Here is a 23,422-nt window from a genome sequence, read left to right as displayed (position 1 = left end):
GAACCCCCCTTAGTTCCCCAGCGTTCTCCGAACAGGTGCGCCTCCGGCGGAGCCGACGTGGCTGAAACCGATCACGTCACGGCCAACGCCCGCCCTGCGACGGCCTTGCCCGCTTCGTCGATTCGGTTCGGCCGTCTCGGACTCCCCCTGCATCCGAGCCGGCCGTCAGCATCCGAAGATCGTCGCAAGCCGCGCTTTCCTCGCGCTTTCGCGGCGGCTGCGGCGAGTTGGGCCGAATCCCCAAGATCACGGTCGGCGCGGCCGTGATCAAGTCGACTGCTGTTCCAGGGCGAGCGCGCGAGCTCGTTCCGCCTGCGCCTCGCGGATGCGTCCCATTTCCCCGTAGAGGACGCCGAGGATGCGCCTGGCGTGGGCTTCGAGGGTCGCCGATCCGCATTCCCCGGCTATCGCCACGGCTCGCTCGCCCCAGTCCAGCGCGTCGGTGAGCATGTTGAGCCGTCGGCAGGCGTTGCACAGATCGGCCAGGAAGCGCCCCTCCTCGGCAAGGTCGCCGGTCTGCCTGGCCTGCGTGTAACCGGCCACCGCCCGTTCGAAGTCGCGGTTCGCGTCGATCACGTACTGGGCGCCGAGGTCGGCCGGCGCCTCGCGGTGCGGGAACAGGGCGGCGGCGATTCGCATCGATCGCTGCGTGTGGTGCACGGCTTCGGGATACCGGCCGGTGCGGTGGTGGAGCAGGCCGAGCCAGAAGTGGGCAATGATGTTCAGATCGTCGTCGTGGCCCTCCTGCAGCGCCAGCGACTTCTCCAGCAGGTCGCGGGCGTCGTCGTAGTCGCCCTGCAGCGTGTACACGCCGCCTAGCCAGGTGAGCATCACCGCCTGGCCTTCGTGATCGCCGGCGGCGGTGGCGGCCGCGAGCCCGATGCGATGGGTCTCCGCCCAGTCCTCGTAATAGGTGTCGAGCAGGAAGAAGCTCCACATCGCATTGGCGAGCTGCCAGGCATGCGTCGACCGGCCCTCGTCCGCGGCGCAGGCGACCGCGGCGATGAGGCAGGCACGTTCGGCTCGCAACCACGTCTCGGCCTGTTCGCGGGTTTCCAGGACGGGGCCGTGCGCGGGTTCGCTGCCGGTGAGGCTGAACCGCACCTTTCGCGGCTGGATGGTCTGGATCGCCGCGACCGCGGTGTGGAGGTAGTAGTCGAGGAGGCGCCCGGTCGCCTCGCGCCGCTGATCGGCGGAGTCCTCCTGCTCGACGACCGCGCGGGCGTAGTCGGCGAGCAGGTCGTGCAGGCGGTAGCGGTCGCCGCCAGTGGCGATCACCAGGTGCTCGTCCGCCAGGCCATCGAGCATCCGCCGGGCGGCCGCGGGTGTCACATCCGCCAGCGCCGCGACGGAGTGGGCGGTGAAGTCCTCGCCCGGATGCAGTCCCAGCAACCGGAAAACCCGCTGCTCGTCGGCCGCGAGGGCGCGGTAGGACAGCTCGAAAACCGGCCGGAGCCTTCGGGTTCCGGCCGCGATCTCCGCCAGCCGGTTGCCGGGCTCGGCCAGCCGGCCGGCCAGCTCCGCGAACGACCACCGCGGCCGGGACTGCATGCGGCGGGCGACCAGCGCGATCGCCAGCGGCAGCCGACCGCACAGCTCGACGACCCGTTCGACCGCCGCCGGCTCGGCGAGCACCCGGTCTTCGCCGACCATCCGCACGAGCAGCTCTTCCGCTTCGGCGCGGGTGAACGCATCGAGCACCAGCGCGCGGGATCCATCCACCGCCAACGCTCGTCGGCTCGTGATCAGCACCAGGCTTTCCGGGCTCGCGGGCAGCAGCGGGAGCACCTGGTCCTCGCTCGCCGCGTTGTCCAGCAACACCAGCGCTTTCCTGCCGAAAAGCCGGTCGCGGTACAGCGCCGCCCGCTCATCCAGCCCGTCCGGGATCTGGTCCCCCGGCACGCCCAGCAGCCGCAGGAACGACGCCAGCACCGCGGCCGGGTACGCGGGCAGCCGGTCGGCATGCCCGTGCAGGTCTACGTACAGCTGGATGTCCGCGTACCGGCCGGTGGCCACCAACCGGTGCGCCGCGTGCAGCGCCAGCCGCGTCTTCCCCACCCCGCCCATGCCCTCGATCGACCGGATCACCACGGCCGTCGGGCTTCCGGACGACGACAACTCCTCGTGCAGAACCCGCAGCTGTTCCCGGCGACCGCAGAAGTCGCTGATATCAGCTGGAAGTTGCCGGTGCGCGCTCACCGGCGCCGGGTCGGCGCGGGCGGGCCCGGGGTCCGGCTCCAGCGGCCGTCCGGCCAGGATCGTCGCTTCCAACGATCGCAGCTGCGGCCCCGGCTCTATGCCGAGCTCCGACACCAGGATCTTTCGCGCGTCCCGGTAGACCGCCAAGGCGTCGGCCTGCCGTCCTCCCCGGTACAGGGCTGTCATCAGCAGCGCGTGCAGCCGTTCCCGCAGCGGATGCCGTTCGGCGAGGTCGGCGAGCTCACCGACGATCGCGGCATCCCGGTCGCAACGGATCTCGGCGGCGTACAGCTCCTCGAACGCCGCCAGCCTGCGCTCGACGAGCCGCTGCACCTCGCCGTGCAGATCCGCGACGTCCACGCCCTGGTAAGGCTCTCCGCGCCACAGCGCCAACGATTCGCGGATCAGCGCCGCGCCGCGCCGCGGGTCGTCGGAGCGCTCCGCTTCGCCCAGCAGCGCGCCGAACCGGTCGGCGTCCAGCTCACCGGGGAGCACCCGCAGCCAGTAACCGTCCGGGCCGAACCCCAACCGACCCGGATCGTCCAGCAGGCCCCGCAGCCGGTGGACCTGGAGCTGGAGCCGGGCGCGCCGGTCCTCGGCGGCCCCGTCCGGCCACAACGCCCGGACCAGCGCGTCCGCGGAGACCGGCTCGTTGGCTCGCGCCAACAGCATCGCCAGCAGCCGACGACGCAACTCGCCGGGCACCGCGACCGCAGCGCCGCCGCCACGCGCCAGGCGCACCGGCCCCAACACCTCGAACCGCACCAGCACCACTCCTCGGGTTCAGCGGATGTGCGCGGAGATCGAGTCGCTCACCGCGCGGGTTTCGTGACGGATCGCCCGGGTGGTCAGGCGGTCCGCTTCGTCGAACTCGCCGCGTCGCCGGAGCAGCCCGGCGAGTTCGTAACCGGCCCGCGCGTGCCCCGCGCCGGCGGCGTCGCGCAGCGCCGATTCCACCGCGCGCGAATCGCCGCGGCGCATGGCCACGACCGCGAGCCGGTACAAGCCGCCCGGGTTTCCCGCGCCCGCGAACCGCTGGAACCACGTCTCGGCCTCGTCCAGCCGACCCGCGTCGAGCAGCAGTTCCGCCAGGCCCGCGACGGCCCGGGCATCGCCCGCCTCGGCCGCCCGCCGGAACCACATCTCGGTCTCGGCCAGCCGCTCCTCCGCTCGTCCCGGCGAGAGCACGGCGAAGGCTTTCCACGTGGAGGCGCCGGAATCGAGGACACGCGCCAGCTCGTACATGGCGGGCACGTGCCCGGCCACGGCCGCCCGGCGCAGCCAGTACTCGGCGCTGACGAGGCTGAACCGCCCCGGGCTCTCCCGCCGCAGCCGCATCGCCACCTTGAACATCGCCACGTCGCTCTCGGCGTCGGCCGCCCGGTCGATCCACTTCGCCGCGGCCTCGTGATCGCCGCGGTTCTCGAGCAGGATGCCGAGGTTGTTCATCGCGCGGCTCTCGCCCCGCTCCGCCAGCGGCCACCACGCGAATTCGGCCACGTCCCAACGATTCGCGTCGTAGGCCGCGCGCCCGATCATCCACCGCTCGTCGTCGGAAGCGTGGTCGAGGGCACCGCGCCACACGGCGTCGGGCACATCGGCGACGTCCGCGTCCGCGGCATCGGCGAGGTAGTCGAAGGCCCGCCACGTCGTCTGCTCGACGTCGCCCGGGACGAGCAGGCCGGCGACCCCGAGCCGCTGCTCGATCGCCCATTCCCACGCCTCGGCCAGGCTTTCCGGGCGCAGCAGGGCGGCGCCGAGCAGGTATCCGGCGTGCAGCTCGTCCAGCAGCTGCCGCGGAACCGGCGAGGTCAGCCCGGTGCGGGCCAGGTCGACCGCCGCGGCGACCAAGGCGTGGCCGCGGGGATGTCCCGCATCGGCGGTGGGAATCCGCGCCTCGCGCCACGCCGCCAGCAGCTCCGGGCCGGCCGCGAGGTACTCGGTGACGCCGAAGTCGCCGAACCGGGCGCGCGCCTCTCGCAGGCGGTCGTCGCCGGTGGCGGTCGCGCGGGCCAGCTCACCATCGGACCAGGCGCGCTCCAGCAGGACGGGCTGCACCGAGTTCAGCACCCGCATGCCCAGCAGGTGCTCGCCGCGCCGCAGATCTCCCCGCCGCGGCCCGGACCGGAGCTCGCGGTAGAAGCGCGACCGCATGGTGGCGACCACGGGAATCCGGGAACGGGTGAGCCAGTCGAGCAGCTCCGGGCTCAACCCCGCGCCGCCCAGATGTCCTTCGAGGTCGTCGAGCCACAGCACCCACCGCGGCGTTTTCCGGTCCACCAGCTCGGGAAGTCGTCGCAGGTCGGATCCCGGGTCCGGCGCGAGGATCCGGTACCGGGGCAGCACCGCCTGGACCGCCTCCAACGCCGCCCGCGTCTTCCCCACCGTGGACGGGCCCACGACCAGCACCAGCCCACCGCTCTCGCCGGCCTCGCCGACCCGCGTCCGCAACTCCTCGTCGGCGTCCCGGGCGACGTAGGGCGGCAGGACGCCGCCGTCCCGGTCCGGGCGAGCGCGGTGCACCCCGGCGAGGAACGGATCGCATTCCCCGGTCAGCGGCAGCTCGGCGGGCGAGGACACCGGCCGGCTGCCACCGTTGATCACGATGTCGCCGTAGTGCACGCCGACCTGCACGACGTTGCCGTGCACGTCGCGCGCCTGGTTGCGGTACTCGTTCTTCACCACTCGTCCTCGAACCAGCCCTCGGGAGCCGGAACGGAAGGCAGCGGCACGGGATCCTGGTGGTGCTCCGGGCTGCACGCGCTGAACGGGCCCTTGCTGGAGAGCAGGACCTCCAGGTGCGGATCGAGGTGATCGCGGTACCACACGGCCATGCCCGTCCCCGGTTCGTACCGCAGCACCTCCCAGGCGTGCCACAACGCGTGGAACCGCGAGACGGCTTCGGAGTGCCTCCACCACTGCGCGCACCACCGGTAGTCGCCCAGTGGTCGGCAGTACATCGGCAGGAACCGGTAGACGACGAACTCCTCGACGTTGCGGAAGACCGGCTGCGGCTTCTCGTCGTGCTCGGCCGCGACGTCGACGACGTCCTGTTCCTCTTCCGCGAGAACGGCATCGTCGGCCGGGCGCATGTCTTCGGCCACCTTTCCCTCCGCGGCTCGGCGAACACCGGGTGCAGCGGCGGGCGAACCCCTGGATCGCACCCACCGCACACCGCAACCTACCCGCTAGGACGGCACGGCGGTGGTGATCCGCAGATCACGCCCGCTGTTCGCGCGCTCCCCACTTCAGTCCACAAGAGACGGTCAGCCGCCGAAGAGGTCGTGGTCGGCGAGGACTTCGTCGATCACGAGCCGTTGGACGGCGGCTCCTTCCAGGTCCTCGTCGATGCACCCCGTGAGCGTCAGCAGGGCTTTCCACAAGGCCCAGCCCCTGGCGCGCGCCCAGGTCGCCTCGTCGTGGCCGACCTCGTCGCGGAACGTCCGGCGGCTCTCGCCGGAGAAGAACGTCCACGCGATCACCAGGTCGCTGGCCGGGTCGCCGACGCCCGAGGTCCCGAAGTCGATCACGGCCGCGAGATTCCCGTTGTCCACCAGCAGGTTCCCGTGGGCGAGGTCGCCGTGGAACCAGATCGGCTCGTCGCGCCATTCGGTCGCCAGGGCGGCGTCCCAGACGGCGGCGGCCCGGGCCGAGTCGACGCGCCCGCCGAGGATCGCCAGGCAGCGGCGGGTTTCCTCGTCGTAGTGGCGCACCGGAGCGCCCCGGTAGAAGCTGTGGGCCCCGGCGAGCGGGCCTCCGGTGGCGTCGCAGCGCTGGAGGGCCTTGATGAACTCCGCCAGCGAAGCGGCGAACTGCGACATGTCGTCGATGCGGCCCCGATCGGCTGTTTCACCGGGCAACCACCCGCGCACCGACCACGGGAACGGGTAGCCCTCGCCAGGGGCCCCCTCCGCCAGGATCGGCGGCACGGCGACCGGCAGCGACGGCGCGAGCCGCGGCAGCCAGCGGGTTTCCTTGGCGATCGCGGGAACGTAGCCGGCGGCGGTGGGCAGCCGCACCGTCATGTCCGCGCCGAGCCGGTAGGTCCGGTTGTCCCAGCCATCGACCTCCACCGGCGTCACGGGCAAGCCGCTCCACTGCGGGAACTGCGCGTCGATGAGGCGTTCCACCAGGGCGGCGTCGATGCCGGCGCGGCCGTCCGGGGCGTTTGCATCCACCTCCCGATCATCGCGCAGGCGGCCGCCGCACCCGATCGGGGCCCCAGTCGCCACGACCGGGGTGCGCGCGAGCGTCGACCGTTCGGGTTCTCGGCGGGGGGCGGGCCGCGCCGAATCCGATACTCGGCGCCGTGAATTCCTGGCCGCACCGGCCACTTCGCCCGGGTGCCGCGGCCAGTCGACCGATGCGCCGGTCGCCGGCGCGGAACCGCTCGTGAGGTGATCCCGTGGAGTTGACCGTCGTCGGCTGTTCCGGCAGCGCACCGTCGCCGGAATCGCAGTCGTCCGGATATCTGCTGAGTTCCGGCGACAGCCGGATCGTGATCGACCTGGGGAACGGAACGCTGGGGCCGCTGCAGAAGTGGATCGACCCGTTCGACATCAACGCCCTGTTCCTGACGCACCTGCATCCCGACCACTGCGCGGACTTCGCCCCGCTGGCGGTGTACCTGCGGTACCGGCCGAACCAGCCCTACGACCCGAAGCAGCACCGCATGCCCGTCTACGCGCCGCCGGAAGCACCGAGCAGGCTGGCCGCCCTGTACGCGCCGAGCGCGGCGGAACTCGCGGGGACCGACCTGTCGGACGTCTTCGAGTTCCTGGAGCCGCCGGTCGAACCGGTCCGCATCGGGGCGTTCGAGATCCGGGCGTTCGCGGTGGACCACCTGTGCCCGACCTGGGGCCTGCGCGTCGAGGCGGAAGGCCGGGTGTTCGCCTTCACCGGCGACACCGGTCCCAGCGACGGGATCACCAAGCTCGCGGAGGGCGCCGACGTGCTGCTGTCCGAGGCGTCCTGGCTCGACTTCCCCGACCAGCCGACCGGAATGCACCTGTCCGGCAAGCAGGCCGGCGCCGCGGCGGCCTCGGCCGGGGCCCGCCGGCTGCTGCTCACCCACTACTCGCCGTGGACCGACCAGGACGCGCTGGCCCGGGAAGCCCGCGACGCCTTCGACGGCCCCGTGGAGGTCGTCCACGCGGGCACCACCTACACCATCTGACCGAACCTCCCCCGCACAGAGCGGTCCGCAATTTCCATTGAAATCGAAGGTTCGATTTCAATGGAAATTGCGGCGGGAAGCCTCGTTCCGGGCGTCAGGCGACGACTTCCGCGAGCTGGCGCCGCTTGGCCTCTTCGACGCCGGCCAGGACCTGCGGGGTCACCGACCGCAGGAAGACGGGCATGGTGATCAGGACCGCCAAGGCGAACACGGCGAAGGCCGCGCGCATGCCGGCGAACTCCGCGAGCAGCCCGCCCACTCCGGCGCCGACCGGCATCGCGCCCCAGCTGAACAGCCGCGCCGCCGCGCTGTAGCGACCCATCATCTCCGGGTCCACCAGGTATTGCGCGATGGTGCGCGCGTTGACCGCCCACAGCGTGCCGCCCATGCCTCCCAGGAACGCGCCCCCTGCCAAGATCCACAGGTCCGTGGTCAGTACCGGCGCCGCCACCATCGCGAGGGTGCCGACGAGGTCGGCGAACAGGGCCCACCGGCGGCCGATGAGCCGGTTCACCGCGGTGACCGTCAGCGCGCCGACCAGGCCGCCGATGCCGAGCGCGCTCAGCAGCACCCCGTACTCGCGGGCGTCCAGGCCCAGCACCGTGGTCGCCATCAACGGCATCAGCGCGAGCCACGCTCCCCAGCAGGAGCACAGCACGGTCAGGACCAGGGCCATCAGCTGCAGGAGGCGCTGCCGCCACAGGTACCGCAGGCCGCCGCCGATCTGGCGGCTCACGCTCGCCGGTTCCCGCCCGGCCGTCCGCGGCACGCGGAACCGGCCGACGAGGAACACCAGCAAGACCGTGCCCAGCACGTACCCCGCAGCGGTGGCGCCGAGCGCGAAGGCGCTTCCGGCGGCGAGCAGCAGGCCGCCGACGAACGGGCCGCAGAACTCGTTGCAGACCGTTTCCGCGCCGGTGATCCAGGCGTTGGCCCGTTCCCGCCCGCGCGGGCCGACCGCCGTCGGCGTCAATGCCATCGCCGAGGTCAGCGCGACCACTTCCGCGATGCCCAGCACCGTCCCGCCGACCAGCAGCAGCGGCAGGCCGATCGCGCCGGAGAACTGGCCGAACAGCAGCGCGGCGAGCGTCAGCAGGCGCAGCGAGTTGGCCAGCCACAACAGTTTCCGGCGGTCGAACCGGTCGACCAGCACGCCCACGTGCAGCGCCGTCAGCAGCCACGGGAGCGTCAGCGTCATCGACACCGCGGCCACCGCGGCGGGCGAGTCCGTCAGCGTCGTCGCGATCAGCGGCAACGCCATCTTGATCACGCCGTCGGCCAGGTTGGTGATCGCGGTGAACACCACCAGGACCAGCGTGTTGCGCGCACTGCGATCGCGGGGCTCCGCGGGCGCGTGCCCGGCGAGTCGGTCGGTCATCTCAAACGCACCTCGGCGTAACCATCAAAACCGTTTTGGTGGATAGTAACGACGTGGATCATCGCACGGCAATCCCGCGAACGGCAGCACTGGGCTGCGGGTGGCGGCCCCGCCCGCCGCCCGCAGCTCCGGTCACGTCACTCCGGGATCGCGCCGTCGGCGATGTGCAAGATCGCGTCAGCCGCGCCGAGGATCGCCTCGTCGAGCGGGAAGTAGCCCTGCTCCGGCGTGATGTCGGTACGCGTGCGGGCCGCCGCGACCGAGGCGGCCTTCGTCAGCCCCCAGGTGGTGATGCGGCTCTGCAGGATGCCCTCGTAGGTGTCCGGATCGGGCTCTCCGAGGCCGATGGCGGCGCTGCGGCCAAGGCTGCCCGCGACGAAGGCGTACTGCTCGCCGAGCAGCGAAGCGAGGATGGCGCCGGCCCCGGACCAGTTGATGTCCATGTCTCCCAAGCGCATGTAGCTCGGGCCCCGCTTCAGGTGCAGGTTGTGCGCGAAGACCAGCGTCGCGCCGCGGCGGGCTTCGATGTCCCGGATCTCCAGGAGGTTCTGGGCCATGAGCGCATCCCGGGTGGCGGACAGGCCGGCGACCCGCGCGCTCTGTTCGAGGCGCTTCGCCGACTGCTTGTGGTAGCGCAGCAGTCCGAGACCGGCGGTGAGGTGCGTCTTGGCCCTGATCCACTCGGCGCGCGATGTCGCCGCGATCAGTTCCGGTGCGCGCACGTAGAACGCGGTGAGCATGTCGTCGGCGATCGATCGCAGCTTCTCCGCCCTGGCGGTGGCGCCGACCGACATGGCCGGGTCCAGGATCGCCTCCGTGCGGCTCCACCGCTCGTCGTCACCGGCGAGACCCGCGACGTCGAGGTCGATTCCCAGGTGGTCGCGGGCGAATTCGAGGTAGCCGCGCGGGCTGGGCGCGCTCATCATCTCCATGGCGGCGTCGAAGCCGTGGAAGACGAGCCGTTGATCCGCGGGGCGGCTCTCGTTGTACTCGCGCATCCAGGCGACCAGCCGCCGGTTGGCGTCCAATTCCCCGAAGCCGTGGGAGAAACCCTCGCTCATGACCGTGTCGAGGGTGCCCGTTCCGCCCTGGACGTAGTCGTTCACGACGAGCGCGGCCACGCGATCGGTTTCGAGGGCGATCGACCGGAAGCCCCGGTCGGCCAGCTGGGCGAACAGCCGGTTGCGGAGCCGTCCGAATCCCTGTTCCAGGTGCGTCGGCTCGCCGAAGGCCAGCAGGTCGCACGGCGGGGTCACGAAGTCGTTGCTGTCCTGACTCATGTGCCTAAATCGTATCTTTGAAAGCTCTGTTGAAACTTCCAATGCACCGGTGACGACTTCGTGCGGTAAGGTCTCAAACCGGTGAGAAACTTGCGACCGGCCGACCTCGCGCGCGAGCACGGCATCTCGACCCAGGCGGTGCGCAACTACGAGCGGGACGGGTGCCTCCCGCCTGCCGAGCGCACGCACAGCGGCTACCGGGTCTACACCGCGGTGCACGCGGCGGCCCTGCGCGCCTACCTCGCCCTCGTCTCGGCGTACGGCCACGCGGCGGGCGGCCGGATCATGAACGCGCTCCACGACGACGCGCTCGACAACGCCCTGCTGATCATCGATCGCGGCCACGGCCAGCTGCTCCGCGACCGCGAAACCCTCGATGCGGTGCGGAAAGCGGTGGACCACCTGACGGCGGAGCCCGATGCCGCCCCAGACCGGCCGGAAGCCACCGTGCCGCTGAACATCGGCGAACTCGCGCACCGGCTCCGCGTCACGCCCGCGACCCTGCGCAACTGGGAGGACGCCGGCATCCTCGTCCCCGCGCGAGACCCCGCCACCGGGTACCGCCGCTACCGCGCGGGCGACATCCGCGACGCCGAGCTCGCCCACCTGCTCCGGCGCGGTGGCTACCCGCTGGAGCACATCTCCACCGTGGTCCAGCAGATCCGGACCGCCGGCGGCACCGAGGCGCTGTCCCGCGCCCTGGCCGACTGGCAGCGAAAGCTCACGGCGCAGGGCCGCGCCATGCTCGACGCGGCCACCCACCTCAGCCGCTACCTGGGCTTGCTCGACGAATCCCGGCCCTCTTCCTGAGGTACGGCCTTACTCCTCGGCCAGCCGGTCGCCGAGCCACGACTCGACATCTCGAACGGCGGCAGCGGCCATCGCCGTCGGGAAGGAGATGAAGCCCGGCCCGGACTCGGGGTACACCCGGACGTCCACGTCGCCGCCCGCGGCGGAGAGCCGGGCCGCCATCGCCAGGTTGTCGTCGAGGGCCTTGTCCAGTCCGCCCACGACAAGCAGGGCCGGTGGCAGACCGGCGAGATCACCGTAGAGCGGGGAGACGTCGGGGTCGGTCCGGTCGGCGACGTGACCCGCGTACGCCTGGATGAAGAACTCATCGGCGATCAGCCGGCCACCCGGAGATCGCCCGCTCAGGTCGTAGGCCCCGTACAGCAGGGCCGCACCGGCGAACCGCTCGGCCAGGCCCAGGGCTCGCAGGCGGAGCAGGGTGGCCACGGTCAGATTGGCTCCCGCCGACGCTCCGCCGATCGCCAGTTTCCCCGTGCCGAACAGGGATTCGGCGTGCTCCACGAGCCATCGGGCGGCGGTTTCGCAGTCGTCGGGAGCCGCGGGCCACGGGTGCTCGGGCGCCAACCGGTAGTCGACGCTCACGACGGCCACCCCGAGTGACTCGGCCAGGCGAGCATTGCTGTCGTCGCCCCAGGCCGCCGATCCGAGGTAGAAACCCCCGCCGTGGATGTCGAGGAAGGCTCCGCGGATCTCTCCTCCCTCGGGGACGGTGATGCGCACCGGGACCTGGCGCCCGCCCGCCTCGGCGAGGCGGTCGACGGCCTTGCCGCCGGACTGGGCGGTGGAGGCCAGCCGCTCGCGGATCTGCCGCAGGCCCTCGGGCGTGGCCGGATCGGGCATCGGCCGGTCGGCGGCGGCTGCCCGCGAGGCGGCGTTGAACTGCCTGCTCTCCTCGACGTGCGCGGCCAGATCCTCGTCGATCAGCCGTTTCAGCCCGATCTCCATGCTTCTCCTCCCAGATTCCGGCGTTTCATCCACACGCACTTGCGGATTCGCGTCGATGATCACGCGCACACGAGCCGCAGCCTAGCCGGTGACATCCAGGTGGCCGGCGTATTCCCCGGTTTCCGCGTACCTCCGCATCAGGTCGAAGATCCCCTTCGCCCGGGCGGGCCCCCAGCTCAGCACCGCCTCGTTCGCCGAGCTCAGCACGAAGTTCAGGATGATCATGTCGCGCATGACGAGGAACTCGTCGAACCGGGCCATCGCCGGCGGCAGCTCGTGCACCGCGCGATATCCACGCAGGTATCCCGCCGCGAACCGGTCGTAGGACGGCGCGTCGCAGACGCGCAGCACGGAGGAGAGCACGGTGGCGATGTCGAGGGCGTAGTAGCCCCAGCCGCAGTCGTCAAAGTCGATGACCGCCGTGTCGCCGCCCGGCGTGCGGACCAGGTTGCCGCGGTGGAGGTCGGCGTGGCTCAGCCCCCAGTCCGCCGGGGCGCGATCGGGCATCCGGTCGCCGACCATCGCCGCCACCCGGTCCAGCAGGTCCAGCTCCGTCCGGTCGAGGCGGGCGCGCGCCTTCGGGTCCGCCAGCGCGGCGCCGCCGGTGAAAACGTCGTCGAAAGCCCAGGACGGCCGCGCGAACTCCGCGGGCGGGCGGTACCGGTGCGCATGGTCGTGCAGGCCCGCGGTGAGGCGGCCGAGTTGCTCGGCGACGCCCGGCGACGAATACGACGGCGCCGTCGTCCCCGGGATCCACTCGAACACGACCGACGTCACCGGCTCCGGCGAACCGGCGAGCGACTGCGTGATCACCCGCCCCTCCCCCGCGGATTTCGGTACCAGCACAGCCTTTTCCGACGCGAGCGCAGCCAGCCAAGCCAGTTCCGAGCGCTGCTCCTGCGGGCTCCGGCCGTGCCGCACGGACATGCGCAGGAGGTACTTCGCGAACCCGGCGTCGACCAGGAAGACGGCGTTGTCCTCGTACTGCACGAGCCGCAGCCCGCACGTATCGATGCCGTGGCGTTCGAGGGCGGGAAACGCGAGCTCGCGCAGCCGCTTGAGTTGAGACGAACGGGCGAGCGACTCGAACGGGCGGGCCATTCCGCCAAATTAGCACCGCGAACAACACCGAGATCGGACCCCAGCTGACGGCGAAGACCTCCCGCGCCCGGCACCGCTCCGGTGCCGGTTTGCCCTCGCGGCTCGCCGGGTGATCACGGCCGCGGCACCTCCAGTACGTCCACAGTGGAGCCGACGGGCAGGCCGCCGGGCGGGACCACCGCGAGGCCGTCGGCGAGCGCGAGGCCGCGCAGCATCGCGGGTCCGTCGAAGGGAAGCGGCGCGGCCGCGTTCTCGCCGAGCCGCACCGGCAGCAGCCTGGTGCTCCGCGGATGCCCGGGCAGCTCGACCGGGACGTCGACGCGGCGCGGCTTCGCGTCCGGCCGGCCGCTCAAGCGGCGCAGCAGCGGCAAGGCCAGCGTCACCGTTCCCGCGACGGCCGCGAGCGGGTTGCCGGGGAGCCCGACGAGCCGGCGGCTCTGCCCGTCCGCGGCTGGCGGAAGCTCGGCGAGCAGCATCGGATGACCTGGCCGCACGGCGACGGAGTCGACCAGCAGCCGGGCGCCGGTCTCGGCGAGCGCTGCGTGCAGGAAGTCGACGGGACCGGCGGCGGTGCTGCCGGTGGTGACCACGACGTCGGACGGTGAGTGCCGGATCGCGTCGTGCAGCAGCTCGAAGTCGTCGGCGATCCGGCGCCGGCCGATCACGTCGCCGCCGGTTTGCAGCATCGGCGGCAGTAACGGGCTCAGCGCGTCGCGGACCGCGCCGCGGCGGGGCAGGCCGGAGTTCAGCAGTTCGTCACCGAGGACCAGCAGCTCCACCGTCGGGCGCCGGTGGACGACGAGCCTGTCGTACCCGGCCGCCGCGGCCAGGCCCAGCACGGCGGGCGTGACCGTCGCACCGGCCGGCAGCAGCGGCTCACCCGAGTGGCATTCCTGGCCCCGGGGCCGGACATCGCGGCCCGGGGCGGGCGGGCTCGGCGCGCGGTCGAACAGGATCCGGGCCGACCTCTCCACCTCGCCGTGCTCGCTGCGCAGCACCGCGATCGGGCCGGGTGGCAGCTCGGCGCCGGTCGCGATGGTCACGGCGGTGCCCTCCGCCAGCGGCTCCGGCCGCCCGCCGGCCAGCACGCCGGTGCCGCCGAGCCGCCACGGTCCCGGCCCCGCCACGGCCCAACCGTCCATTGCGGACGTGTCGAACGGCGGCAGGTCGGTGAGCGCGACGAGCGGTTCGGCGAGGGCGTGGCCGAGCGCGTCGGCGAGCTCGCGCGCAACCGCGGGCAGCGGCTCCCCGGCGGCGTCCCTGGCGGCGTCCCGCGCCTGCGCCCAGCTCTTCGCGGGCGCCTCGGCACCGATTCGTGCAACGAGATTCATCTGATTCCCCGCCCGGTGCACCGCCGACGGAACGCCTCGTGCTGTTCGCAATTCTCGGCGATGCGGAAATCCCGGTCGGTCTCCAGTTTCCGATATCGACTCCTAATGGTCAAAGCGGAGTCCCCTACCAGCCGATAAGCAATGCCTATCACCCGCCGGACCGGAGTCGATAAACGGCGCCTATCAGATCATCGCCGCTCCCTCTTTGACTTTCTCCCGCCGGTGCCGAACGCTGGAAAAGCGCGGCGGAATTCGGAAATGGACGAGGGGTTGGCCACGACATGAGCAAGATCGAAGATCCCGGCGAGGACGCCCTCTCGGTCACCCCGCCCAAGACCTGGGCGGCGGGACTGCCCGCGGTGGCGCACGCCATGGAGTACTCGCTGGGCCAGACCTCGGTCCGGCGGACCATGCTGACGCTGCTGAACCTCAACCAGGCCAAGGGAATCGACTGCCCCGGCTGCGCGTGGCCGGAACCCGGTCCGAAGCAACGGCACCTCAACGAGTACTGCGAGAACGGCGCCAAGCACGTCAACGACGAGGCGACGTCCCGCCGGGTCACCGCCGACTTCTTCCGCCAGCACCCGGTCTCCGAGCTCGGCCGCAAGTCCGACTACTGGCTCAACCAGCAGGGCAGGCTCACCGAGCCGATGGTCAAGCGGCCCGGATCGGACCACTACGAGCCGATCACCTGGGACGACGCCCTCGGCCTGCTCGCCGACGAGCTGCGCGCGCTGGACTCCCCGGACGAGGCGCTGTTCTACACCTCGGGCCGGCTCAACAACGAGGCCGCGTTCCTGCTGCAGCTGTTCGCGCGGGCGTTCGGCACGAACAACCTGCCCGACTGCAGCAACATGTGCCACGAGTCCAGCGGTTTCGCGATGCAGCAGACGCTGGGCATCGGCAAGGGCAGCGTGAGCCTGGACGACATCCACGAGTCCGACCTGATCTTCGTCGTCGGCCAGAACCCCGGCACCAACCACCCGCGGATGCTGTCCGCACTGGAGGAGACCAAGCGGCACGGCGGGCAGGTCGTCGCCGTGAACCCGTTGCCCGAGGCCGGGCTGATCCGGTTCAAGAACCCGCAGAAGGCCAGCGGGATCGTCGGCCGCGGCACCGCCATCGCCGACCAGTTCCTGCAGATCCGCCCCGGTGGCGACCTCGCGCTGTTCAAGGCGCTGAACCGGCTGCTGCTGGAGGCCGAGGACGCCGCCCCGGGCACCGTGCTCGACCACCAGTTCATCCGCGCGCACACCACCGGCTTCGAGGAGTTCGGCGAGCAGGCCCGCCAGATCTCGTGGGACGAGATCCGCGCCGCCACCGGGCTGACCCGCGAGGAGATCGAGCAGGTGCTCGACCGGGTGCTGGCCAGCAAGAGCGTCATCGTCTGCTGGGCTATGGGCCTGACGCAGCAGAAGCACGGCGTCCCCACCATCCGCGAGGTCGTCAACTTCCTGCTGCTGCGCGGGAACATCGGCAAACCGGGTGCCGGGGTCTGCCCGGTGCGCGGGCACAGCAACGTGCAGGGCGACCGCACCATGGGCGTCTGGGAGCAGATGCCGCAGTCCTTCCTGGACGCGCTGGAGCGGGAGTTCGGCTTCACCCCGCCCGCCGAGCACGGCTGGGACTCGGTGGATTCCATCCGGGCCATGCTCGACGGCCGGGCCAGGTTCTTCCTCGGCGTCGCCGGGAACTTCGTGCGGGCCACGCCGGACAGCGACATCACCGAGCGGGCGATGCGCCGGTGCCGGCTGACCGCGCACATCTCGACGAAGCTGAACCGCTCCCACGCGGTGTGCGGCGAGATCGCGCTGATCCTGCCGACGCTGGGGCGCAGCGACCGGGACGTCCAGGCCGGCGCCGAGCAGTTCGTCACCGTCGAGGATTCGATGAGCGTGGTGCACGCCTCGCGCGGCCGCCTGGAGCCCGCCTCGGAGATGCTGCTCAGCGAGGTGGCGATCCTGGGCCGGCTGGCGCGGCTGACGCTGGGCTCGGATCCCGACATCCCGTGGGAGGAGTTCGAGGCGGACTACGGCGCGATCCGGGACCGGATCTCGCGGGTGGTGCCGGGGTTCGAGGACTTCAACGCGCGGGTGGCGAAGCCTGGCGGGTTCGCGCTGCCGAACCCGGTGAACAGCAGGGTCTTCCGCACGCCCAGCGGCAAGGCGGTCTTCACCCGCAACGAGTTCGAGATGCTGAGCGCACCCGAAGGGCACCTCGTGCTGCAGTCGCTGCGCTCGCACGACCAGTGGAACACCATCCCGTACGCGCCGAACGACCGCTACCGGGGCATCCACAACGCCCGCCGGGTCGTGCTCGTCAACCCCGCCGACCTGGACGCGCTCGGGCTCGCCGACCGCGCCGCAGTGGACCTGGTGAGCGTGTGGCACGACGGCGTCGAGCGGCGGGCGCGCGACTTCCGCGTGGTCGCGTACCCGACGACGCCCGGCTCCGCCGCCGCGTACTACCCGGAGACCAACGTCCTCGTGCCGCTGGACAGCGTGGCCGACTTCAGCAACACGCCCACCTCGAAGGGAATCGTGGTCCGGTTGGAGCCCCGCGCCTGACGCCACCACCGGAAGGTCCACATCGGATCGATCCGATGTGGACACCACGTCGTGCCGGGACCGCTCCGCACGCGAACCAGAAGGGCTGGCCCGGCATGACGACCTACCGCACCGCGTCCAGCTGGATGCCGGCCCCACCCCGCGGTGTTCACCGCGGGGTGGGGCGCGAACCAGTTCGCGCCGCTGGCCGTCGTCTACCGCACGGAGCGGCACTGGCACGACATCCCGGTCGCGGCGATGTACACCACCTACCTGCTCGGCCTGCTCCCCGGCCTGCTGCTGGGCGGGCCCGCCTCGGACCGGCGCGGCAGGCGCATCGTCCGGCCTGCGCTCGCGTTGTCCGCCGTCGCCAGCGCGCTGCTGTCGCTGGCGCCGGTGTCGCAGCTCCCGGTGTACGCGAGCCGGCTGGCCGCGGGCGTCGCGGGCGGCGGCGTCCTCTCCGCGGGGTGGCCGCCGGATACGGCCTCACGGCCTCACCTCGGCCTCCGGCCTGCGCGAGCTCCGGCGAATGGCCCCGCTGCCGGCGCTGCCGTCCGCGGTGTCGCTCTACCACGGCACCACCTACATCGGCTTCCTCACGCCGCTGTTCCTGGCCGTCACCGCGGGCGCGGCCCCGTACCCGGCCCTGCTGGCGGGCATGGCCGCCGCCGGCCTGCTGTTCCTCTCGATCACCGCCTGGCATTCCCGAAGCCACCTACCCCACCGGATCCCCAGTGAAATCCAGGAAAGGACGCAACGATGGGCCGAGTGACCGTGCGACGGCCGGTGCTGCGCATCCGCGACGGGGTGCGATCGCAGCGACCGGACACCCTGACGGCCGAGGAGCCGATGGAGATCCGGGTCGGCGGCCGCCCGCTCACCGTCACCATGCGCACCCCGGGGCACGACTTCGACCTCGCCGTCGGATTCCTGGTCAGCGAGGGCGTCGTCGATTCGGCCGACGACGTGGCCGCGATCCGCTACTGCGCGGGCGCCACCGCCGACGGCGGCAACACCTACAACGTCGTCGACGTCGCCCTCGCTCCCGGCGTCGCGCCGCCGGATGCGTCGCTGGAGCGGAACTTCTACACCACGTCGTCCTGCGGGTTGTGCGGCAAGGCGAGCCTGGAAGCGGTGCGCACCACGACGACCTGGCCCCTCGGCGAGGACTCGCTGCGGATCGAGCCGTCGACGCTGGCCGTCCTCCCCGACCGGCTGCGGGAAGCCCAGCGGGTGTTCGACAGCACCGGCGGCCTGCACGCCGCCGGGTTGTTCACCGCCGACGGCCGGCTCACGTGCCTGCGCGAAGACGTCGGGCGGCACAACGCCGTGGACAAGGTCGTCGGCGACGCCCTGCGCGCGGGTCGGCTGCCGCTTCGCGACTCGGTCCTGATGGTCAGCGGCCGGGCGTCCTTCGAGCTGGTGCAGAAGGCGGTGATGGCCGGGATCCCCGCGCTGGCCGCCGTGTCCGCACCGTCCTCGCTGGCCGTGGACCTGGCCGCGGACGCCGGGCTGACCCTCATCGGCTTCCTGCGCGGCACCTCGATGAACGTCTACAGCGGCGCCGAACGGCTGCGGCCGGACCCGGTGTGAGGCTCACTCCAGCGCCCCGGCCACGTCCACCGACCGCGCGACCTCGATGAACGCCCGGCCCATCACCGACCCGGGCTCCCGCGCGGTCGTCATCAGACCGACCCGCGCCTCGTGGTCCGGGGCCACCAGCGGAACGGCCTTCACCCCGGCCGTGTCGCTGATGGCCCGGGCGAACGGGGCGGGCACGATGCTGGACCACCGCCCCATCGCGACGTGCGCGCACAACCCCGCGATCGAGTCGGTTTCCAGTTGCGGGACGGGCGAAATCCCGACTTCGGCGAAGACCCCGTCCAGCGTGCGCCGGCCGCGCATCGACGGCGTCAGCAGGCACAGCGGCACCCGCCCGGCCTCCGCCCAGGTCACCGACTCGCGGGCGGCGAACTCCCCCTCGGCGGGCGTCAGCAGCACGTACCGCTCCCGGTACAGCGCGACGCTGACCATGCCGGCCGCCTCGGCGTCGGCGAGGTAGGCGATCGCGACGTCGAGCTCGAAGTTCTGGAGCCGCCGGAAGATCTCGTCGGTGGGCAGATCGGCCATGACCTGCACGCGGGCGAGCGGGTGTTCCGCGCAGAACCGCGCCGTGAGCGGCGGCACCGCGGGCGCGGCCGTCGGGATCACGCCGATCGAGAGCTGACCGGTCAGCCCGGTGCGCAGGGCGCTCACCTCCAGCCGCATCGAATCCCGGTCCGCCAGGATCTTCTCGGCCCAGCGGACGATGCGTTCGCCTTCCGGCGTCAGGCCCTGGAAACGGCGCTCGCGGCGGATCAGCGGGACGTCGAGTTCCTCCTCCAGCTTCCGAATCGCCTCGGACAGCGCCGGCTGCGAAACGGAGCACGCTTGCGCGGCGCGCACGAAATGCCGTTCGCGCGACAATGCCACCAAGTACTCGAGCTGCCGGAAGAGCATTTTGTTCACCTAACGCCAGAGGACCGCGGAACATCCTATCCCGAGATGCGAAAGCCGCCTTGCGACACCGCGTGACGTCGCATGCACGCGGAGTCCCGGCGCGCAAATAGGTGCAACCTATTGCGAAATCAGAAATGTCTCTTTGACTTTCCCCGAATGCCCGGCGGAGAATTCTGCCAGTGCCGATTCGGCCGCCGCGCGAAGGCGGCACGGCACCGCAGAAAATCCCGACTCGTACTGCCCGACACAAGCTCGCGGCCGGCGCGGCCGCGCAGCACGGAAGACCGGGAGGTGGGCCGTGCCGACTTGGCGGGTGCGCGATTTCCACGACGACGACCTGGACCAGGCGATCCACATCTGGGACCAGAGCAGGGAGGGCGGCGAGCCGGCGTTCTCCGCCGCCGAGGTGGTGTCGCTCGCGCGGGCCGGGCATCCGGCCCTGGTCGCGGTGGTGCAGCAGGACGTCGTCGGCATGGCGGCGGCGAAGGTCGAGGGCGACCGGGCCTGGCTGGCGCTGTTCGCCCTCGACGCCCGGTGGCGCAACCGCGGCATCGGCAGCGCGCTGCTGGCCGAGCTGGAGAAGAAGCTGCGCAGCGCGGGGGTGCACCGCATCGCCAGCCTGGTGTCGGAGGGGGCCGCGGGCTTCCGGGCGATGGTGAACTCCGGCTACCGGCCCCGCACCGATCTGACCTACTTCGAGAAGGTCCAGGAGCTCGACCCCGCCGACTTCGACGTCCTCGAACACCTCGGCGGCCGGCTCCTGCCGCCCGGCGGGTGGGACGCGCTGGCGGGCATGCGGCGGGAGAAGGACGTCATCGAACGCCGGGTCGTGCTGCCGATCTCGCACCACGAACAGGCCGAGCGCCACGGCGTCCTGCCGCCCAAGGCGATCGTCCTGTTCGGGCCGCCGGGCACCGGCAAGACCAGCTTCGCCAAGGCGATCGCCTCCCGGCTGAACTGGCCGTTCGTGGAGCTGTTCCCGTCCCGCCTCGCCGCGTCCTCCCCGGACGGGCTGGCGGCCTCCCTGCGGGAGGTGTTCGCGGAGCTGGAGGAGCTCGACGACCTGGTGCTGTTCATCGACGAGGTCGAGGAGATCGCCGGGACCCGCTCCAGCCCGGCGGTGGGCGCCGCGCACGGCGTGACCAACGAGCTGCTCAAGCTCATCCCGGGCTTCCGCGAGCACGACCACCGCCTGCTGGTGTGCGCCACCAACTCGGTGAGCTCGCTGGATCCGGCCTTCTTGCGGCCGGGCCGGTTCGACTACCTGATCCCGGTGGGGCCGCCGGATCCGCCCGCGCGCCGGGCGATCTGGTCCCGCTACCTCGGCCCGGCGCGCGACAACGTCGACCTGGACCTGCTGGTGGAGCGGACGGAGCTGTTCACCCCGGCGGACATCGAGTTCGCGGCGCGCCAGGGCGCGCAGACCGCGTTCGAGCGCGACGTGCTGCACGAGCGCGGAGACCTCGCGACGACCGACGAGTACCTGCAGGCGATCGCGGACACCCGCCCCACGCTCACCGCGGAGGCCATCACCGAGTTCGAGCGCGACATCGACGCGCACACCCGGCTGTAGCGCCGTTACCCGCACCGCTGCGCAAAGCCGATTCGGATATTTCCCCTTAGAGTCGGCCACTTGGGAGGTGACCACCACGATGCCGAGCCCCGAATCGACCAATGCGGTGCCGCAGCCGGTGCTGGCGCCGTTGACGCCTTCGGCGATCTTCCTCGTGCTGTCGGTTTCGGCCGGCGGCGAGTCGCAGGTGCGGGATGCCCTCGGCGATCTCGCGGCGCTGCAGCGCGCGGTCGGTTTCCGCTACCCGGAGGGCGGGCTGACCTGCGTGGCCGGGATCGGGTCGCAGGCGTGGGATCGCCTGTTCTCGGGGCCGCGCCCGGCGGGGCTGCACCCCCTGCCGGAGTTCGTCGGGGCGAAGCACCGGTCGGTGTCCACGCCGGGAGACGTCCTGCTGCACATCCGGGCCAGGCAGGAGTTCCTGTGCTTCGAGCTGGCGGCTCAGGTCATGGCGCGGCTGCGGGGCGCGGTGACGATCCTCGACGAGGTGCACGGCTTCAAGTACTGGGACGAGCGGGATCTGCTGGGGTTCGTGGACGGCACCGAGAACCCGACCGGGGTGGCGGCCCGGGCAGCGGTGGCGGTCGCGGCGGACGAGGACCCGGACTTCGCCGGCGCCAGCTACGTGGTCGTGCAGAAGTACCTGCACGACCTGGTGGCGTGGAACGAGTTGCCGGTCGAGGAGCAGCAGCGGGTGGTGGGACGCACCAAGCTCGACGACATCGAACTCGCCGACGACGTGAAGCCGGCCAACTCGCACGTCGCGCTCACGACCATCACCGCAGCGGACGGCAGCGAGCGGCAGATCGTGCGGGACAACATGCCCTTCGGCGAGTTCACCGGCGGCCGGTTCGGCACCTACTTCATCGGCTACGCCGGCGACCCCTGGGTCATCGAGCAGATGCTGACCAACATGTTCGTCGGCGTCCCGGCGGGCAACCACGACCGGATCCTGGACTTCTCCACCGCCGTGACCGGATCGCTGTTCTTCGTGCCCACGCTGACGTTCCTGGAGCAGCAACCGCCGGAACCGACCGGAACACCGACCGCCGGGGCGTCGCTCGGCATCGGGAGCCTGAAGGGAAACCCGCCGTCATGAACAACTTGCACCGCGAACTGGCGCCCATCTCGCAGGCCGCGTGGACCGACCTGGAACAGGAAGCGCGCCGCACCTTCGCGCGGCATGCGGCCGGCCGGCGGGTCGTGGACGTGTCCGAGCCGAAGGGCGACACGTTCGCAGCGATCGGGACCGGCCGCAGCACGCGCATCGACGCACCCGGCCACGAGGGCGTGCAGGCGGAGTTGCGGGAGTCCTGGCAGGTGCTGGAGCTGCGCGCGCCGTTCCGCGTGTCCCGGGATGCCGTCGACGAGGTCGAACGCGGTTCCCGGGACGCCGACTGGCAACCGGTGAAGGACGCGGCCAAGCGCATCGCGCAGGCCGAGGACCGCGCGATCGTCGACGGGTTCGAGGCCGCCGGCATCTCCGGCATCCGCGCCGGTTCGTCGCACCGGTCGATTCCGCTGCCCTCCGACGTGCGCGGGCTGCCGGGCGCGGTGGCCGAGGGGCTGTCCGCGCTGCGGCTGGCGGGCGTCGACGGTCCGCTCGCGCTGCTGCTCGGCGCGTCCGAGTACACGGCGGCCGCCGGAGCCACCGAGGCCGGCTATCCGCTGATCGAGCACCTGCAGCGCATCCTCGGCGGAGACGTGGTGTGGGCGCCTTCGATCAGCGGCGGCTGCCTGCTGTCGACCCGGGGCGGCGACCACGACCTGCTGCTCGGGCGGGACCTTTCGATCGGGTACCTATCGCACGACGCCGACGGGATCGACCTGTACTTCGAGGAGAGCTTCGCGTTCCTGCTCAACACGCCCGAGGCGGCGATCGGACTGCCCACCGTCCCGGCCGGCTGAGACCCCGGCGATCTCACCCGTCCAGGTGAAATCGCCGATCGTCGGCCACTGTGGACGGACGCCACCAGCGGCCCTGAACCACTGACGTTGATCACGGTTTGCCCCACGACCAAGGGCGGCTTAGCTGCGCCGCGCGGCGACGGCGTCGGTGTACTTCTCCTTCGTGAGGTCGTCATTCGTGATGCCGAGCGACTGGAGCACGGCCCGGACCACATCGAGACCGGCGGCGACCTCAGTCTCGTCTGCGACGATGGTCTCGACCTCAAGGAAGGTCTCGTCCAATTCAGGCACGTGCACCAGTGTTGCGAGCACGTCGCGGCCGTACTCGGTGAACCTGAAGTTCCAGCAGTACTTCTCGAACGCGATCCGCTCCACCAACCCGAGCGTCGCCAACAGAGCTGTGACCGGCTCGGCGTCGGCGAGCGTGGTCTCGTACTCCGGTTTCGAGCCGCTGTCGTGCACCGGGGGCTCCTTGAACGTGAGCACGATCGTGGTTGTCGCGGACGTTTCCACCACGCGCAAACGGACCTCGTAGCCCTGTGCGTCGAGACTGCCGGACGGCCAGTCGAAATACCGGTCACGGTAGGTCTGCACCTGCTCCTCCGCACGCTCGCGGAGCCGTGCCCGGACCGCTTTGGTGTCGCAAACACGAGCCTTGAGTTCTGCCTCGACCGCCACG

At 71.6% G+C, this 23,422-nt stretch carries 19 protein-coding genes and 1 pseudogene; 9 read left to right on the top strand and 11 right to left on the bottom strand.

Features of this window, described 5'->3' with window-relative positions:
• Positions 1 to 267: 267 nt before the first annotated feature.
• The 4 genes from AC07FN_RS17580 to AC07FN_RS17565 all read right to left on the bottom strand — a co-directional run bounded on the left by AC07FN_RS17580 (position 268) and on the right by AC07FN_RS17565 (position 6,377).
• Positions 268 to 2,964, bottom strand: coding sequence for an AfsR/SARP family transcriptional regulator (locus tag AC07FN_RS17580; RefSeq protein WP_478396559.1), 2,697 nt, complete (start codon positions 2,962 to 2,964; stop codon positions 268 to 270).
• An 18-nt stretch (positions 2,965 to 2,982) separates the two neighbouring features.
• Positions 2,983 to 4,881, bottom strand: coding sequence for a tetratricopeptide repeat protein (locus AC07FN_RS17575; RefSeq protein ID WP_478396558.1), 1,899 nt, complete (start codon positions 4,879 to 4,881; stop codon positions 2,983 to 2,985).
• Positions 4,878 to 5,303, bottom strand: coding sequence for a DUF4913 domain-containing protein (locus tag AC07FN_RS17570; RefSeq protein ID WP_478396557.1), 426 nt, complete (start codon positions 5,301 to 5,303; stop codon positions 4,878 to 4,880). The genes AC07FN_RS17575 and AC07FN_RS17570 overlap by 4 nt, the downstream gene beginning before the upstream one ends.
• Before the next feature lie 162 nt (positions 5,304 to 5,465).
• Positions 5,466 to 6,377 (bottom strand): aminoglycoside phosphotransferase family protein, encoded by a 912-nt coding sequence (locus AC07FN_RS17565; RefSeq protein WP_478396556.1) that lies wholly within the window; start codon positions 6,375 to 6,377, stop codon positions 5,466 to 5,468.
• A gap of 227 nt (positions 6,378 to 6,604) precedes the next feature.
• On the opposite strand from AC07FN_RS17565, the gene AC07FN_RS17560 reads away from it, so the two are divergent.
• A complete protein-coding gene (locus AC07FN_RS17560; RefSeq protein ID WP_478396555.1) occupies positions 6,605 to 7,375 on the top strand; it encodes an MBL fold metallo-hydrolase in 771 nt (256 codons plus the stop codon).
• A 94-nt stretch (positions 7,376 to 7,469) separates the two neighbouring features.
• Here the strand turns inward: AC07FN_RS17560 and AC07FN_RS17555 are convergent, their stop codons facing one another.
• The gene (locus AC07FN_RS17555) at positions 7,470 to 8,753 is read right to left on the bottom strand and encodes an MFS transporter (RefSeq protein ID WP_478396554.1); all 1,284 of its coding nucleotides are present in this window, start codon (positions 8,751 to 8,753) and stop codon (positions 7,470 to 7,472) included.
• A 137-nt stretch (positions 8,754 to 8,890) separates the two neighbouring features.
• The gene (locus AC07FN_RS17550; RefSeq protein WP_478396553.1) at positions 8,891 to 10,033 is read right to left on the bottom strand and encodes an erythromycin esterase family protein; all 1,143 of its coding nucleotides are present in this window, start codon (positions 10,031 to 10,033) and stop codon (positions 8,891 to 8,893) included.
• Positions 10,034 to 10,114: 81 nt separating this feature from the next.
• Between AC07FN_RS17550 and AC07FN_RS17545 the strand changes: the two genes are divergently transcribed.
• A complete protein-coding gene (locus AC07FN_RS17545) occupies positions 10,115 to 10,843 on the top strand; it encodes a TioE family transcriptional regulator (protein ID WP_478396552.1) in 729 nt (242 codons plus the stop codon).
• Positions 10,844 to 10,852: 9 nt separating this feature from the next.
• Here AC07FN_RS17545 and AC07FN_RS17540 read toward each other — a convergent pair whose 3' ends face one another.
• The 3 genes from AC07FN_RS17540 to AC07FN_RS17530 all read right to left on the bottom strand — a co-directional run bounded on the left by AC07FN_RS17540 (position 10,853) and on the right by AC07FN_RS17530 (position 14,220).
• Positions 10,853 to 11,788: an alpha/beta hydrolase gene (locus AC07FN_RS17540; RefSeq protein ID WP_478396551.1), complete on the bottom strand. Its 936-nt coding sequence runs from the start codon at positions 11,786 to 11,788 to the stop codon at positions 10,853 to 10,855.
• Between the two features lie 81 nt (positions 11,789 to 11,869).
• A complete protein-coding gene (locus AC07FN_RS17535; RefSeq protein WP_478396550.1) occupies positions 11,870 to 12,889 on the bottom strand; it encodes a phosphotransferase enzyme family protein in 1,020 nt (339 codons plus the stop codon).
• A gap of 113 nt (positions 12,890 to 13,002) precedes the next feature.
• Positions 13,003 to 14,220, bottom strand: coding sequence for a molybdopterin molybdotransferase MoeA (locus tag AC07FN_RS17530; RefSeq protein ID WP_478396549.1), 1,218 nt, complete (start codon positions 14,218 to 14,220; stop codon positions 13,003 to 13,005).
• A 281-nt stretch (positions 14,221 to 14,501) separates the two neighbouring features.
• Between AC07FN_RS17530 and AC07FN_RS17525 the strand changes: the two genes are divergently transcribed.
• From AC07FN_RS17525 to fdhD, 4 genes and pseudogenes are all read left to right on the top strand, one after another.
• Positions 14,502 to 16,787, top strand: coding sequence for an FdhF/YdeP family oxidoreductase (locus AC07FN_RS17525; protein WP_478396548.1), 2,286 nt, complete (start codon positions 14,502 to 14,504; stop codon positions 16,785 to 16,787).
• A gap of 144 nt (positions 16,788 to 16,931) precedes the next feature.
• Positions 16,932 to 17,222: pseudogene (locus tag AC07FN_RS17520) on the top strand (MFS transporter); the annotation flags it as partial.
• Positions 17,223 to 17,295: 73 nt separating this feature from the next.
• The gene (locus AC07FN_RS17515) at positions 17,296 to 17,538 is read left to right on the top strand and encodes a hypothetical protein (protein WP_478396631.1); all 243 of its coding nucleotides are present in this window, start codon (positions 17,296 to 17,298) and stop codon (positions 17,536 to 17,538) included.
• Positions 17,526 to 18,359, top strand: a complete 834-nt coding sequence (fdhD, locus tag AC07FN_RS17510) for a formate dehydrogenase accessory sulfurtransferase FdhD (protein WP_478396547.1) — start codon at positions 17,526 to 17,528, stop codon at positions 18,357 to 18,359. Before AC07FN_RS17515 ends, fdhD begins: the two co-directional genes overlap by 13 nt.
• A gap of 3 nt (positions 18,360 to 18,362) precedes the next feature.
• Here fdhD and AC07FN_RS17505 read toward each other — a convergent pair whose 3' ends face one another.
• Positions 18,363 to 19,265 carry a LysR family transcriptional regulator gene (locus tag AC07FN_RS17505; RefSeq protein WP_478396546.1) on the bottom strand — a complete coding sequence of 301 codons (903 nt, stop codon included), beginning with the start codon at positions 19,263 to 19,265 and terminating at the stop codon, positions 18,363 to 18,365.
• Between the two features lie 298 nt (positions 19,266 to 19,563).
• On the opposite strand from AC07FN_RS17505, the gene AC07FN_RS17500 reads away from it, so the two are divergent.
• The 3 genes from AC07FN_RS17500 to AC07FN_RS17490 all read left to right on the top strand — a co-directional run bounded on the left by AC07FN_RS17500 (position 19,564) and on the right by AC07FN_RS17490 (position 22,743).
• Positions 19,564 to 20,838 (top strand): ATP-binding protein, encoded by a 1,275-nt coding sequence (locus AC07FN_RS17500; protein WP_452617755.1) that lies wholly within the window; start codon positions 19,564 to 19,566, stop codon positions 20,836 to 20,838.
• Between the two features lie 79 nt (positions 20,839 to 20,917).
• Positions 20,918 to 21,934: a Dyp-type peroxidase gene (locus AC07FN_RS17495; RefSeq protein WP_478396545.1), complete on the top strand. Its 1,017-nt coding sequence runs from the start codon at positions 20,918 to 20,920 to the stop codon at positions 21,932 to 21,934.
• On the top strand, positions 21,931 to 22,743 hold the full coding sequence (locus AC07FN_RS17490; RefSeq protein ID WP_478396544.1) for a family 1 encapsulin nanocompartment shell protein: 813 nt from the start codon (positions 21,931 to 21,933) through the stop codon (positions 22,741 to 22,743). The genes AC07FN_RS17495 and AC07FN_RS17490 overlap by 4 nt, the downstream gene beginning before the upstream one ends.
• A 120-nt stretch (positions 22,744 to 22,863) precedes the next feature.
• Here AC07FN_RS17490 and AC07FN_RS17485 read toward each other — a convergent pair whose 3' ends face one another.
• On the bottom strand, positions 22,864 to 23,421 hold the full coding sequence (locus AC07FN_RS17485) for a class IV adenylate cyclase (protein ID WP_478396543.1): 558 nt from the start codon (positions 23,419 to 23,421) through the stop codon (positions 22,864 to 22,866).
• Between the last annotated feature and the right edge of the window lies 1 nt (position 23,422).

This window comes from Saccharopolyspora sp. NPDC045941 (assembly GCF_056431445.1).
The sequence above is the reverse complement of the archived record's forward strand: the minus strand, read 5'-3'. Positions and strand labels throughout refer to the sequence as shown.

Bases quoted from the DNA above. Each gene is read 5' to 3' on its own strand.
- AC07FN_RS17555 (WP_478396554.1), bottom strand. From the start codon at position 8,753: ATGACCGACCGACTCGCCGGGCACGCGCCCGCGGAGCCCCGCGATCGC.
- AC07FN_RS17550 (WP_478396553.1), bottom strand. From the start codon at position 10,033: ATGAGTCAGGACAGCAACGACTTCGTGACCCCGCCGTGCGACCTGCTG.
- AC07FN_RS17540 (WP_478396551.1), bottom strand. From the start codon at position 11,788: ATGGAGATCGGGCTGAAACGGCTGATCGACGAGGATCTGGCCGCGCAC.
- AC07FN_RS17535 (WP_478396550.1), bottom strand. From the start codon at position 12,889: ATGGCCCGCCCGTTCGAGTCGCTCGCCCGTTCGTCTCAACTCAAGCGG.
- AC07FN_RS17530 (WP_478396549.1), bottom strand. From the start codon at position 14,220: ATGAATCTCGTTGCACGAATCGGTGCCGAGGCGCCCGCGAAGAGCTGG.
- AC07FN_RS17525 (WP_478396548.1), top strand. From the start codon at position 14,502: ATGAGCAAGATCGAAGATCCCGGCGAGGACGCCCTCTCGGTCACCCCG.
- AC07FN_RS17515 (WP_478396631.1), top strand. From the start codon at position 17,296: ATGGCCCCGCTGCCGGCGCTGCCGTCCGCGGTGTCGCTCTACCACGGC.
- fdhD (WP_478396547.1), top strand. From the start codon at position 17,526: ATGGGCCGAGTGACCGTGCGACGGCCGGTGCTGCGCATCCGCGACGGG.
- AC07FN_RS17505 (WP_478396546.1), bottom strand. From the start codon at position 19,265: ATGCTCTTCCGGCAGCTCGAGTACTTGGTGGCATTGTCGCGCGAACGG.
- AC07FN_RS17495 (WP_478396545.1), top strand. From the start codon at position 20,918: ATGCCGAGCCCCGAATCGACCAATGCGGTGCCGCAGCCGGTGCTGGCG.
- AC07FN_RS17490 (WP_478396544.1), top strand. From the start codon at position 21,931: ATGAACAACTTGCACCGCGAACTGGCGCCCATCTCGCAGGCCGCGTGG.